Genomic DNA, 13,291 nt, shown 5'->3' with positions numbered 1-13,291 from the left:
ATTTCTGTATTTTCACACCTTATAATTAAAGGGTTTGCAGGATTACTTAGAACAACTGAATGATGCGCAAAGAGCTCCCGTGTTGCAGAAGGATGGAGCTATGATTGTTATTGCGGGTGCCGGATCTGGGAAGACCCGTGTACTTACTTTTCGTATTGCTTATTTAATGTCGTTAGGGGTCGATGCTTTCAATATTTTGGCACTAACATTTACCAACAAGGCGGCCCGCGAAATGAAGAAGCGGATTGCAGAAATCGTTGGGAATAGCGAAGCCAAAAACCTTTGGATGGGTACCTTCCACAGTATCTTTGCTAAGATCCTTCGTTTCGAAGCCGATAAGCTGGGCTACCCTTCCAATTTTACAATCTATGATACCCAAGACTCCCAAAGTGTGATCCGAGCGATCATCAAGGAGATGCAATTGGACAAAGACATCTACAAGTACAAACAAGTTTATTCGCGTATCTCTTCGTATAAGAACAGTCTCATTACCGTTAAGGCGTATTTCCAGAATCCAGAACTCATGGAGGCAGATGCCATGGCTAAGATGCCACGTCTAGGGGATATCTATAAAAACTATGTGGATCGCTGCTTTAAGGCAGGTGCAATGGATTTCGATGACCTTCTATTGAAGACCAATGAACTACTTACCCGTTTTCCAGCTGTATTAGCCAAATACCAAGATCGATTCCGCTACATATTGGTAGATGAGTACCAAGATACCAACCACAGTCAGTACTTGATTGTACGGGCTTTGAGTGATCGTTTTCAGAATATTTGTGTGGTAGGGGATGATGCTCAGAGTATCTATGCTTTTCGTGGTGCCAATATTAATAACATTCTGAACTTTCAAAAGGATTATGACGATGTAAAGGTGTATCGATTGGAACAGAATTACCGATCTACCAAGAATATCGTAAATGCGGCCAATAGCATTATTGAAAAGAACAAAAACCGTCTGGAAAAGGTCGTATGGACGGCCAATGCCGAAGGGAACAAGATCAAGGTGAATCGCAGTATGACCGATGGGGATGAGGGACGTTTTGTGGCCAGTAATATTTTTGAAACTGCCATGAACAATCAAATTGGGTATGGCGATTTTGCGATTCTTTACCGAACCAATGCCCAATCCCGTGCGATGGAAGATGCCCTAAGGAAGAAGGATATTCCGTATCGCATCTATGGTGGGCTCAGCTTCTACCAGAGAAAAGAAATTAAGGACGTGTTGGCCTACCTACGTCTTATCCTGAATCCAAAGGATGAGGAAGCCTTAAAACGGGTTATCAATTATCCCGCAAGGGGAATAGGACAGACCACGGTCGATAAACTGGTGGTGGCGGCCAATCATTACGACCGATCCATTTTTGAAGTAATGAAAGCGATCGATAAGATCGATTTGAAAATAAACAGTGGCACAAAAACGAAGCTTCAGAACTTTGTGACCATGATTGAAAGCTTTCAGGTGCTGAATCAAGGGTATAATGCCTTTCAGATTACCGAACACGTGACAAAGAAGACGGGATTGGTACAAGAATTGAAAAAAGATGGTACTCCAGAAGGTATTGCGCGTATTGAAAATATAGAGGAATTACTGAACGGTATCCGCGATTTTGTGGAAGAGCAAAAGGAATTGGCCGATACCACGGGATCCCTTGCCGAATTTTTGGAAGATGTAGCCTTAGCGACCGATATGGATAATGACAAAGGCGATGCCGACCGTGTAGCACTAATGACAGTGCATTTGGCAAAAGGACTGGAGTTTCCTTATGTCTATATTGTGGGAATGGAAGAAGACCTTTTTCCAAGCGGCATGAGTATGAATACCAGAGCAGAGTTGGAAGAAGAGCGTAGACTGTTCTATGTGGCTTTAACACGTGCCGAAAAGCAGGCCTTCCTTACCTATACCCAAAGCCGCTACCGATGGGGAAAATTGATCGATGCAGAGCCCAGTCGTTTTATTGAAGAGATTGACGAAGTCTACCTAGAATATCTTACTCCAGTTACGGAGCATCGATATAAACCTCTATTAGATGCCGATATCTTTGGGGAAGTAGACAAGAGCAAATTGCGGTTACGCAAACCCACGGCAGGAGCCCCACCGAAAGGCCCTACCGAAGAACAGCTGCGAAAATTGAGAAAGCTAAAGCCAGTAAGTAGTTCGGCCAGCAAGAATTTCGATCCCAATGAAGCCAATATCGAAGTGGGTAAAATCGTAGAGCACGTCCGATTCGGAAAAGGGAAAATCTTAAAAATCGAAGGGGTAGGAGCCGATACCAAGGCAGAGATTCAGTTTGAAAATGGCGGATTGAAGAAACTGCTACTACGCTTCGCTAAATTGAACGTGATCGATTAAAGATCGGGAACCAACCATCTCCAAAGTCTGAGAAAAGGTAAAGGGATCGTTAGTATTGAAATTATAAGTAAAGAGACTACCATAATCTTGCTTTCCTTTCGTTTGCGTGCCAAGAAAACAAGTATTATACCGACAATTCCACCAAGACTTAAGTAAACTTTATCCAAATAAGCTAATTCCGTTATGCCAAAAAGCGCTCTGGTTTTACCTGAAACTTGCATGTAGTCATTATAGATGTTCCATTCAATGGAAAAAAGCCAACTCATGCAGATGAGACAGATTAGAATTCCTAAGACACTGAAATAATCCCTTCCCCAAGTCTTGGTCATATTTGTAAGTAAAAGCTTAGTTAATCGGTAAGTATTGCTCTATGTAATCACTGATCTGCTGCTGAAGATTGTCGAAATCGGTAGCGCTCCAATCATCCCCATGTCCACCGTCATAGACTGTAAAACTGTGAGAGACTTGTCCATCGTTTAGAGCCGTCTCCAACGCCGTTCCATTGGTTAAAGGAACCAATGGATCTTGATTTCCATAGAACATGACCACGGGGCTGGTTCCCGAATGCACGTTGTAAGCAGGACTTACCGCTTCTATGGCATTTTCTGGATAGGAAGCTTCGTCCACCAATAGGGCGAAGGCAAAATTAAAGTTGGGATCTTCTAAATAGAAGGGATCGGTAAAATCGGTTGGGCCTACGATATTGGCCACAAATTTCACCTGATCGTCAGTATCATAAACAGAGTCATACATGAGGGCGAGATGCGCTCCTGCACTTACACCTATCATCCCGAATTCCCGAGAGATTTGTAGTTCTTCCCCTTCCACATTTAGCTTGTCTATAATCGCTTCAATATTCAAAAACTGATTGGGAAACGCCGGCGTGGTTACATTGGATAGAACGTAATTAATATTCACGACGGCATGGTCCGGATGGGCCAACTGAATGGCCTGTACAAATTCGGTCATATCTTCCTTATCCCCTTGGGTCCATCCTCCTCCATGAATGAGCATGATCGTTTTTGTTTTGGCCTGCGTTCTACCTTCGGGGAGGTACAGATCGTATGTCATACGGGAGTGGGGTCCATAGGCCACATCTAGATAAGAAACCGCTTCCAATCCCCCGGTTTCCTCGTCTATACTTGCATCATCTTCCGAAGAACAAGAAACCAAAAAGAGTGTAAGGCTGCAGAAAAAAACAATGGTATGGACTATTTTTTTCATAATTGGAGGGTTTAGCATTACAAACGAAATATTTAACGATCTATTATGATGACAACCAAAAGTGCCGTATCTTTAATGGAAACAGTTTTGCTGTAATTTCCCCTTAAAACCAACGAACGCTATGGCAGAATTCATCAAAATTTACGAAGAAAATCCGAATCCTAAGGAAATAAAAAAGGTTGTGGACGTATTAAAGGCGGGTGGATTAGTCATTTATCCCAGTGATACGGTCTATGCCTTGGGCTGTGACATCACTCATAAAGGGGCTTTAGAGCGCATTGCCAAAATAAAAGGGGTGAAATTAGAAAAAGCCAATTTTTCCTTTGTCTGTGAAGATTTAAGCAACTTAAGCGATTACGTAAAGCAAATTGACACAAGTACTTTTAAATTATTGAAGCGCGCCCTACCCGGTCCCTATACTTTCATTTTACCGGGGAATAACAATTTACCCAGTGTGTTTAAAAAGAAAAAGGAAGTGGGGATACGTGTGCCCGATCATTCCATCACCCAGGCAATTGTAGGCGAATTGGGTAATCCCATAGTTTCTACCTCTATCAAAGATGAGGATGAGGTCATTGAATATACCACCGATCCGGAATTAATCTACGAAAAATGGGACGATTTGGTCGATGTGGTAATCGATGGGGGTTATGGAGGCAATGTGGCTTCTACGGTAATCGACCTTACCTCTGGCGAACCCGAATTAATTCGGGAAGGGAAAGGAAGTTTGGAGATTTAACTATTCGTCGTAGGGATCCATAATGCCTGTAGGAGTATAGGGTCGTTTACTCCAAAGCTGTGCCGGATTTATAGTACCTTCAAACTCGTTGCTATATAGTGCTCTCTCTTGGTTTTCAAAGTTTCTTGATGTATACCAATCTGTCAATTTAGCCCTCAATGTGGTTTTTATGGCACCTTCATATTTAGGGATGTTGAATTCCCAAAAGTGTTCCTTAGGGAGAAATAAGTAATGATAACTATTGCCGCACCAACTATTAGGAAGGAATTCTATGTCCTTCCAATTTCCTTCAAGGTCTTTGGCTTGTAACACCATATAAATCCTGCTATCCTGAGCAGAAAAGAAAAGGGTATCCTGGGTATTGTTTGATAGGTATAGTTTCATCCCTTCAAAGGAATAGTAATCACTTTTTTCTTCGGGACGGACTACGATGTTGAAACCGTTTTCAGGAAGCCCTAACTTTTTGGTTGCCCTTTTGAATTTATTGGAGGATCCAGCCCATCCCCCGAATTGGGATAATTCTTCATCTGTAGGAGAAGAAGCTATAAAATATCCCCGGTTCATATAGTCTATATTGAGTCTTTTGGAAGTTTTTGTGGTCCCCTTTTGCTGCCAAATTTCCTTCCCTTTATTATTAATATAGGCCAATTTACCATCGTACTCTACCATCCAGATTTCACCTTCAACAAGGGTATCCATATTGTAGAATTTTGGGGGAATCAAAAGATCCGTTTTCCAATTCCAAATGCCATAGCTATAGGGAGATTCTTCCTGGGTCTTTGGGTCATAATTTTGAATGAATAGGGTATTCCCAATACGGAACAAGTCGTCGTATTCAAAATTAAAATAGATCGGCCCCCCTACAATGTCGCCATCCATATCTATAACCGAGATTTCACCATCCCTTTCAACAAAAGCTGTACCTTTTTGAAACGGGGAGGCGTCACCCATACCATTATCTTCTATATGAATCGTATCGTATTTCTCATCGTTGATGCAGTTTCCGGTTTCATCAATTAAGAACCACTTTTCGTCTTTATCCTGCACGAAGGCCCTGTTTTGATAAAAGGAGGTGATTTTCTTCCAATTAGTATTACTGAATAGAATCTCGCCTTTCGTGTTTATCACCCCTTTTTTAGTGTATTTTTCCCTTGAGGACCATCTCTTTATGGTATCCGGGTCTACTGTGTAGATATCTACAATAGCTTTTCCATCCTGAAAATAGCCATAATCATAACTCATCTTCCATTCTTTGGGTACTTCGAATTGAATTTCTCCATTTCCATTCACATAAACATCATTGCTTGATATTGGTTCTACCTTGGCAATACCATCCTGGAAAATACCAATCCCATCGATTTCGAAATTTTTGAAAACACGATTTCCTTTTGAATCAAAGACCTTGATAAAGCCTTCATAAGAATCTTCTTCCTTGAACATTCTTGTGTCGAAGAGCTCATCATTTAATTGAAACACTTTTTGAAATAGGGTATCGATGATGATGTTTCCCGCTTGATCGACCACGCCATACTTTCCAGAATTGGTCTCGCAGATATATAGAGAATCGTTTTCGGTCATGTAAAAATTCTTTAAATGGTGATCGAACAATATATTTCCATCTTTGTTGATGAAATACGCCTTCCCCTGCATATAAACCTTCGCCTGACCATTTACAAAGGCATGGGCCATATCAAACTTACTTTCAATAACTTCCTTCCCATTTTTATTAATATACCCAAAGGTGCCGTTTTTTCGCACCGGAGCTAATCCTTCGGTAAACACACCGACGTTTTTATAAATCGCCGGAATTACTTCCTTTCCCGATGGATCAATAAATCCGTAGTGTGCTCCTTCTTGAAAGGGAATACGGAGTTCTGACTCTAATGCCATTTGGGAAAATAAAAGCGAATTACAAAAGAGTAAACAAGGTAGTATGAGGATTCTTTGTACTGGAGGAATGGTCATTCTAAGCATTTCGGTGGTTTTAAGATATGATTTTAACGTGAAAGTAGAACAGCTTCGTGTTTATACACAGGATAATTTAAGAAGGGGGTAGCCCCATTGAGGCAATGATACGTTTCGTTTAGGGAAAAAGATTTTCGACAAAGCCATAGAACTACTTCGTTTTTCTTCCGATATTGAAGAGAAATTAACAAACGTAAAGAATAAAAGTATTTTGAATCCGAAAAGCCTACCCGAAGCCTTGGACATTTCAAGAACCACCGATTGGAGCGAAATTTCCGTTCGACGAACCCTAGAATTTTTAGAACAATCTTGCAAATTGGCAGCAAATACCTATGTGTTTCAACCCAATACCAAGAACACTTGGGAAGCCGTAAAGTCCGAAATAGGAAGCTTCCTTACTACTGTATGGCAGGAGGGAGGATTGCAAGGAGCAAAAGCCTCCGATGCCTTTTCTGTGGAATGTGGTTTAGGTACTACCATGACTTCACAGGATATTGAAAATGGGATTATGATCGTTAACGTAAAAGTAGCGGTAGAACATCCGGCCGAATTCATCGTGCTTGTCATTTCACAAGAGATGGCGACAACGGGGTAGTTGGATTATTGGATGGTTGGATTTTTAGATGATCGGACTGCTAGATGATAGGATGCTTTAGTCAATGTAATAAGGGATGCTCACGCCGTTCTCTCCGAATTTTTCCAATTTTAATAGAATCTCGATATACTTTTCAACGGAAACTTCTTCCGAAATTCGAACTACGCAATTTTGGTTTTTGTGAATAACATTCAACACCATTACAGGTGTATTGGAGTCGATATCAATAATGAGTCCTCCGTTTTTTTGGAATGTTTCTTTAGATAAGAAACCATCACTTGGTAAGGGTGGAGGATAGCTATGTTGTTCGTTATAACGCACCAAATCTTCATGAAAACAAAAGGGTCTAAAGAACACAGTATGATAGGTGTGGAAACCTTCTTTCTGCAAAACCAAATACATCCTGTTATGCCGTGCAATGGAGAACTCCATTTGTAAATGCTTCAAAACCGATAAATCAACACTTCGATCCAAAAACAGTGACGGAGTAGTTGTTCGATTTCTATCATGTAGCGTCATTAATATATCTAAAATGCTCACCTCCATGGGGCCTAAGGTCATAACCGGTTGTCCATCTCGCTTAAAAACACCGACTGGTATTCCTTGAATATCAAACCTACCTTTTTTGGGAGAAGCGATGTCTAATAGTTGAATTGAATACTCATCGATTTCTTTGTTGGACTTTTTGAAAGTATTCTTCCCAATTTTTATAGAATCCCTATTGAAATACTTAAAAGGAAGCATGGTATCCAGAGTGCCATCCGAACTTTTTAGTTGTATGGATCCCGGATTAATTTTGAAAGGTACTTTTTCTTCGAATCCGGCATCATCCAGAAACATAATCGTATCGTCTTGAATTTCGAATAACCAAAAAATGGGATCATCTTGATAGGTAGAAATATCCCAAGTACCCTGCAAATGTTTTTTATCTACCGGATTACAGGAAACAATGGTAAATACTATGGCAAGAAGAAGAAGTTGAAAAAGTTTCATGATTCCTAAGGCCACAAATTTAAGGCCAAAATGCTACTGGTCGCGCAAGTAATCAATCCTTTCATTAAGGAAGAGTTGTTCTTGCTTGGACTGCGTGAGTTCCAAAGCTTTTTTGAAATGGTCAATAGCCAAATCCTTTTCTTCCAATTGCTCATACATGGCCGCAAGACTGGAATGGTATAGGTAGTATTTATCCAAAATGGGATCCTTGCCCAAGGATTTCAGTTCTTTTAGTGCTTGCTCAGGACCATGGAGAATGGAAATGACCAAACATCGGTTAAGGGCAACCACGGGATCGTCCTCAATAGATAATAGCATGTTGTAGAAATACAGAATGATCTTCCAATTCGTATCTTCATAGGTAGCTGCAATACAGTGTTGATGGGCAATACTCGCCTCACAATGGTAGGTAGAAAAGGTATTCCCGGAACCTGCTTTGAATAGATAGTTGGTTCCTGCTGCAATGAGCTCTTTGTTCCATAAGGATCGATCCTGATCTTCCAATCGGATGAGCTTTCCTTCCTCTGTCAATCTGCTATCAACTCTAGACGTATGAAAGCACATCAGCGCCATAAGGGCATATACTTCGGGAAGTTGGGTCTTTTCATTATCTAGCATTGCTTTGCACAGGTGCAGCGATTGGAAAATAAGATCGTTCCGAATAAGGTCTTCAGAATGGGTAGAATTATATCCTTCATTAAACATAAGGTAGATGGCGCTCAACACCGACTGGGTTCGGGAGGCAATATGCTCCGAAGAAGGGATTTGCGGGGCAATCTTATGATTTCTAAAATATTCCTTGGTGCGATACAGTCGCTTGGAAATAGTCGTTTCTGAAGTTAAGAAGGACTTTGCCACTTCCTTGGTACTAAAACCACAAAGCGATTTCAGGATAAAAGTCACCTGATTCTCAGGCGAAATCTCTGGATCGCAACAGGCATACATCATGCCTAGAAAATCATCTTGTATTTGGGCTTCTTCCCAATAGCCGTTCATAGTAGGGGTTAAGGTGTATTCTGAAGTCAATAATTGACGTTCGGGGTCTGAAAAGTCGATTGTTCGGCTGTGCTTGTTCTTCCGAATGATATCAATGGCTTTGTTTTTGGCGGTACGATAGAGCCAAGCCCTGGGGTTGTCGGGTACACCGCGAAATTTCCACACTTCCAAGGCGCGTAACAGAGCGTCCTGTACCACATCTTCGGCCATTTCAATATTCTCCGATCCGAAAATCTTGATCAAAACCGAAACCATCTTTCCAGATTCCTGCCTGAAAAGATGGTTTAAGGTATGGTCTATGGAGTTTGTGCTTTCCAAAGGAATTAGCCCATTGGCGCAATTTCGCGTACCTCGATGGTACAATCGTGTTCAAATCCAGGGCAGCCTTTGGCAAGATCGGTTGCTTCATTTAAATCATTGGCACGCACCATAATGTATCCGCCTACCATTTCTTTTCCTTCGGCCAAGGGTCTATCGGTTACCTTGGTGCCGCGTTCGGTAAGGCTTTTTCCTTCTCGTTGTAGCGGTTGTCCGCCTATAAGTTTCCCGTCGTTTGCGAGACCTCCCATCCACTGTTGCCAATGGTTCATGTGTTCTTGCATTTCTTCTGGGGACTTACCGGAAAGATCTTCCCCACCTCTAATAATCATTAAATATTCGTTCATTGTATGTGAATTAAGTTGTTTTTAATAGTCAATAGTCAATAGTCAATAGTCAATAGAAGATGGTCTATTTTCTGTATCCCTCGCTTCCAAAGGCTTCTCCACGCCCTGTTTGACAATACTGCCGAAGGCTTTCGAGGTAACGACCCCAGCTAAAACTGCAGTGGGAATAAAAATCGTCCTGTTCCTTCCATCCATTATGGGAAAATCGGATTCGGGTCTTTCCGTCATTTTCATCCAAGGCAAACACAAATGTATGTCCATGCCAACCTTCACTCCGAGCGACGCATTCCCATACCAATGTTTCATTGGGAACATGTTCTATCACCTTCATCGTAGGGCCTAGAAAGGAACCAAAATCGAATTCAATTTCTGCTCCCAATCCTTCCATGCCTTTGGTCTGCACCGTCCACCAATTGGAGAGCCCTTCGATGGTAGCAATAGCATTGAAAACTTTTTCTCGGGATGCGTCTATGTGAAAAAGCTGTTTGATCGCGTATTCCATAGGGTTCTATTTTTTAGGGAAATCGGCATGCGCCATGACCTCTTTTATTTGCGAAATGTGCCTGTCGGTATGTGCCGACATAAACAATAGGATTTGATAGGCATCGATCGTTCCGAAGGGAAGCTCGGTATAGCGATTACGAAGGTCTTCCTCTGTTGATTTCACAAACTTGATATTCGACTTTCTTTTGGCTTTGAACTCCTTCACCGTCACTTTATGGGAGCCAAACTGCCCTGTGGGTTCGAAGGGTTTGGCCGTCTTTACTTTTTGGGAGCGATCTGGAATCATTTGGAGAATCTGTGCATCGGTCATTTTCACTTCGCTTCTTTTAGAAGGATCGGGCTCGTTCGCCAGTGCACCCTGCAACATCCCGAAGATGTTGTTTTCAGAAATCGTGATGTGCTCAGTACATTCGGCAATGGACCAGGATTCTGGACTGCTCTTAAAATTGAGTTGTGCTTCGCTCAACCCCTTAATCGTCTTTAGCAAATGATCGTACGTCTTGGTCATTTCTTCAACAGCGAAGTCACGTTCTGCTTGGGTCAATTGCTGTTCTGTCGTGGTAAAACCCATGATGAGCAATGCAAAGATGGGTAGCATTAAATTTTTCATTTTGGTGTTGTTTTGTTGTTTATACCCTTATGACGTGCAAGGGTCGAAAAATTGGACAGCTTCCTTATAAAAATATTAAAAAAATTAAGGAATCCCTATAAACAGAGGGTTAAGAGGAGAACTGCTTGGGTGTAGAAATTAAAAAACCCAGCCTAAGCTGGGTTCTTATACGATATGTTTTTGCAACTTTAGTTTCCGTCGCCGTCACCTTCACCTGTTCCTTCGCCACCACCTTCATTGGAAAGTACTTCCAATTCATTTTCGATCATTTCATAGAATTGATCAATCTTAGGTAGGATAAAGATTTTCGTTCTACGGTTGGTCGACTTATTTTCTGCAGTATCGTTAGGAACCAGTGGCACGAATTCACTACGTCCTGCTGCAATTAGCTGAGACGGATTAGCACCCAGCTCCATAAGCTTTCGTACTACAGCGGTGGAACGCTTCGCACTTAAATCCCAGTTGTCTAACAGCACTCCTTTTTTGTAAGGAACGTTGTCGGTATGTCCTTCAACCAAAGCTTCGAAATCGGGCTTACTGTTAATTACAGTGGCTACTTTTCCAAGGATTTCATTGGCTCTTGTAGATAGGTTATAGCTTCCACTTCTAAACAATACTTTATCGCTCAAGGAAATAAATACTACACCTTTTTCTACATTAATCTCAATGTCCTCATCGTTTAGACCCACTTCCTTCTTAAGACTCGTTACCAAAGCAAGGGTCACACTGTCCTTTTTGTTAAGGGCATCTTGTAGACGATTTATTTTTAGGTCTTTTTCCTTTAAACTTTCTAATGACTTCTCTAGGTTCGTAGCTCCTTGCTTGGTTAGGATTGTTAATTCCTTAGAACTTTCAATTAGATCTGTGTTGGTTTTACGAAGATCTTCAATTCGTTCTTGCAAGGAAGCGATACGGGCATTGGCTGCAGCTTTGTCTGCTTCACAAGCATTCAGCTTAACCGTGGCTGTATTTAATAGGTCTTGTGTTTCTTTTTGTTTAGCCTCCAATTCGGCATATTTTTGCTTCGACACGCAGGAAGTAAAAACAAGCCCAACGGAAACCATTAGGATAAATAACTTTTTCATTTTGTTACGAAATTAGGTGAGTCAAAATTATAAATTCATTCAGTTGCCAAATGGCACTTAACATTATTTTATGTAAAGTTTATTAGAGGTTGTTAAAGTTACGTTTTTTTGCAATAAAGTACTTCCAAACGATAGATTTTATTGTGGCGTAAGAAAGTCCCGACGCCCATTTTTTCCGCTTTCCTACAAACTTGGGGATAAGAGCGTAAAAGCTAAAATGCGCTTTGATAACAGCTATAAAATGCTTCGGTTTTCCCTGCAATAGGAACATCATGCCCGCTAAACCATCCCATAGCATCCTAATGAAAATGCGCCGCCAAGCAGCAAAGCCTTTTACATTTTTCAATAGAATAAGAAGGGAATTTCGGAAGTTGTAAAATGTTTTTTTGGGATGTGCTGCCGCTAAAGTAGCCCCTCCCACATGATAAACGGTCGATGTACCTACATATTTAACAATGCCGCCTCGCGATTGCATGCGCCAACAAAGATCGATTTCCTCTTGATGGGCAAATAAATCTTCATCCAATCCGCCCACATTCCAAAAAGCCTCACGCGATACAAATAGACAGGCACCTGTCGCCCAAAAAATAGGAATGACATCGTCGTATTGCCCTTCATCTTGCTCCAAGGTATCAAAGATACGTCCGCGGCAATAGGGATAACCCAAACGATCTATAAATCCTCCACCTGCACCGGCATATTCAAAATAGGACTTGTTTTTGTAATCCAATATTTTGGGTTGGGCTGCGGCCAAAGAAGGGTCTTTTTCGAATTCTGAAACAATAGGGGAGAGCCAACCTTGGGTCACTTCCACATCACTATTCAAAAGCACAAAAAGATCTTCGGTTAGGTCTTTGAGGGCATCGTTATATCCTTTGGCGTAGCCACCGTTTTCTTTATTCTGAAGGATACGTACTTGGGGATAAGTTTCAGTAACGAACGCAACACTGTCATCCGTGGAGGCATTGTCGGCCATATAGATATGGGCATCATCAGAATGCTGTACAACCGAAGGCAGAAATTGCTCCAAAAGGGATTTCCCATTCCAATTCAGTATGACCACGGCGATTTTCACAAGGCAAAGAAAAACATTTTTAATCAGTTGCTAGGAAGGTCTTCCAAAAACACATACCGTTCGTTTTCGTAATCCATTCGGCAATAATAATGATCCAAACCGTTGGTCACCATGAGATAATTGGCTTGGGTGACCAAATTATAGCGGGCGATTTGATCGAAGGTGTCTTGGGTAATGGAGATATATGGCGCTTTGCATTCCACAATAAGAAAAATAGAGCCATCGGGCTCGAATACCACAATATCGTATCGCTTCTTGGTATTGTTGAGTACCAATTGTTTCTCCACATTAATGAGGTTGGCCGAATACTCTTTTTCAGAAATCAGGAATTGAACCGTATGTTGCCGAACCCATTCCTCGGGTGTGAGTACCACAAATTTTTTCCGGATGGGATCGAAAATCAGTCGTTTGTTTTCCCTATTTTTGAATCGGAAGGAATATGCTGGAAAATTGAGTTGCGGCATCGAACAAAGTAACGCTTTCCAAA

At 41.5% G+C, this 13,291-nt stretch carries 13 protein-coding genes; 3 read left to right on the top strand and 10 right to left on the bottom strand.

The features are described 5' to 3' along the window. Nucleotides 1-34: 34 nt before the first annotated feature. Nucleotides 35-2,353 (top strand): ATP-dependent helicase, encoded by a 2,319-nt coding sequence (locus tag POV27_RS12610; RefSeq protein WP_272863131.1) that lies wholly within the window; start codon nucleotides 35-37, stop codon nucleotides 2,351-2,353. Nucleotides 2,354-2,698: 345 nt separating this feature from the next. Here the strand turns inward: POV27_RS12610 and POV27_RS12605 are convergent, their stop codons facing one another. Further along, a complete protein-coding gene (locus tag POV27_RS12605; RefSeq protein ID WP_272863130.1) occupies nucleotides 2,699-3,577 on the bottom strand; it encodes an alpha/beta hydrolase in 879 nt (292 codons plus the stop codon). A gap of 121 nt (nucleotides 3,578-3,698) precedes the next feature. Here POV27_RS12605 and POV27_RS12600 point away from each other — a divergent pair, with 121 nt between their 5' ends. Then, nucleotides 3,699-4,316, top strand: coding sequence for an L-threonylcarbamoyladenylate synthase (locus POV27_RS12600; protein ID WP_272863129.1), 618 nt, complete (start codon nucleotides 3,699-3,701; stop codon nucleotides 4,314-4,316). Here the strand turns inward: POV27_RS12600 and POV27_RS12595 are convergent, their stop codons facing one another. Continuing rightward, entirely contained in the window at nucleotides 4,317-6,206 is a 1,890-nt protein-coding gene (locus POV27_RS12595; protein ID WP_272863128.1) for a WG repeat-containing protein, read from the bottom strand. Between the two features lie 286 nt (nucleotides 6,207-6,492). On the opposite strand from POV27_RS12595, the gene POV27_RS12590 reads away from it, so the two are divergent. After that, nucleotides 6,493-6,876 (top strand): phage tail sheath C-terminal domain-containing protein, encoded by a 384-nt coding sequence (locus POV27_RS12590; RefSeq protein WP_272863127.1) that lies wholly within the window; start codon nucleotides 6,493-6,495, stop codon nucleotides 6,874-6,876. A 57-nt stretch (nucleotides 6,877-6,933) separates the two neighbouring features. Here the strand turns inward: POV27_RS12590 and POV27_RS12585 are convergent, their stop codons facing one another. The 8 genes from POV27_RS12585 to POV27_RS12550 form a co-directional block, all read right to left on the bottom strand. Next, complete coding sequence (locus tag POV27_RS12585) at nucleotides 6,934-7,869, bottom strand: hypothetical protein (protein ID WP_272863126.1); 936 nt, start codon at nucleotides 7,867-7,869, stop codon at nucleotides 6,934-6,936. A 33-nt stretch (nucleotides 7,870-7,902) separates the two neighbouring features. Next, a complete protein-coding gene (locus POV27_RS12580) occupies nucleotides 7,903-9,183 on the bottom strand; it encodes an RNA polymerase sigma factor (protein WP_272863125.1) in 1,281 nt (426 codons plus the stop codon). Nucleotides 9,184-9,188: 5 nt separating this feature from the next. Then, nucleotides 9,189-9,530, bottom strand: a complete 342-nt coding sequence (locus POV27_RS12575) for a YciI family protein (RefSeq protein WP_272863124.1) — start codon at nucleotides 9,528-9,530, stop codon at nucleotides 9,189-9,191. A gap of 64 nt (nucleotides 9,531-9,594) precedes the next feature. Then, nucleotides 9,595-10,032 (bottom strand): SRPBCC family protein, encoded by a 438-nt coding sequence (locus POV27_RS12570; protein WP_272863123.1) that lies wholly within the window; start codon nucleotides 10,030-10,032, stop codon nucleotides 9,595-9,597. Between the two features lie 6 nt (nucleotides 10,033-10,038). Continuing rightward, on the bottom strand, nucleotides 10,039-10,644 hold the full coding sequence (locus POV27_RS12565) for a DinB family protein (RefSeq protein WP_272863122.1): 606 nt from the start codon (nucleotides 10,642-10,644) through the stop codon (nucleotides 10,039-10,041). A gap of 188 nt (nucleotides 10,645-10,832) precedes the next feature. Further along, a complete protein-coding gene (locus tag POV27_RS12560) occupies nucleotides 10,833-11,729 on the bottom strand; it encodes an OmpA family protein (protein WP_272863121.1) in 897 nt (298 codons plus the stop codon). Between the two features lie 82 nt (nucleotides 11,730-11,811). Then, complete coding sequence (locus POV27_RS12555) at nucleotides 11,812-12,804, bottom strand: glycosyltransferase family 2 protein (protein WP_272863120.1); 993 nt, start codon at nucleotides 12,802-12,804, stop codon at nucleotides 11,812-11,814. A gap of 23 nt (nucleotides 12,805-12,827) precedes the next feature. Beyond that, nucleotides 12,828-13,268 carry a type I restriction enzyme HsdR N-terminal domain-containing protein gene (locus POV27_RS12550; RefSeq protein ID WP_272863119.1) on the bottom strand — a complete coding sequence of 147 codons (441 nt, stop codon included), beginning with the start codon at nucleotides 13,266-13,268 and terminating at the stop codon, nucleotides 12,828-12,830. Nucleotides 13,269-13,291: the final 23 nt, after the last annotated feature.

Origin of the sequence: Aureisphaera galaxeae, from assembly GCF_028561275.1 — a bacterium.
In the GTDB taxonomy this organism is placed as follows: Bacteria; Bacteroidota; Bacteroidia; order Flavobacteriales; family Flavobacteriaceae; genus Aureisphaera; species Aureisphaera galaxeae.
This window is presented reverse-complemented; position numbering and strand designations above follow the sequence as displayed.

Excerpts from the sequence above, each read along its gene's own strand:
- POV27_RS12605 (WP_272863130.1), bottom strand. The coding sequence starts at position 3,577 with ATGAAAAAAATAGTCCATACCATTGTTTTTTTCTGCAGCCTTACACTC.
- POV27_RS12600 (WP_272863129.1), top strand. The coding sequence starts at position 3,699 with ATGGCAGAATTCATCAAAATTTACGAAGAAAATCCGAATCCTAAGGAA.
- POV27_RS12595 (WP_272863128.1), bottom strand. The coding sequence starts at position 6,206 with ATGGCATTAGAGTCAGAACTCCGTATTCCCTTTCAAGAAGGAGCACAC.
- POV27_RS12585 (WP_272863126.1), bottom strand. The coding sequence starts at position 7,869 with ATGAAACTTTTTCAACTTCTTCTTCTTGCCATAGTATTTACCATTGTT.
- POV27_RS12575 (WP_272863124.1), bottom strand. The coding sequence starts at position 9,530 with ATGAACGAATATTTAATGATTATTAGAGGTGGGGAAGATCTTTCCGGT.
- POV27_RS12570 (WP_272863123.1), bottom strand. The coding sequence starts at position 10,032 with ATGGAATACGCGATCAAACAGCTTTTTCACATAGACGCATCCCGAGAA.
- POV27_RS12565 (WP_272863122.1), bottom strand. The coding sequence starts at position 10,644 with ATGAAAAATTTAATGCTACCCATCTTTGCATTGCTCATCATGGGTTTT.
- POV27_RS12560 (WP_272863121.1), bottom strand. The coding sequence starts at position 11,729 with ATGAAAAAGTTATTTATCCTAATGGTTTCCGTTGGGCTTGTTTTTACT.
- POV27_RS12550 (WP_272863119.1), bottom strand. The coding sequence starts at position 13,268 with ATGCCGCAACTCAATTTTCCAGCATATTCCTTCCGATTCAAAAATAGG.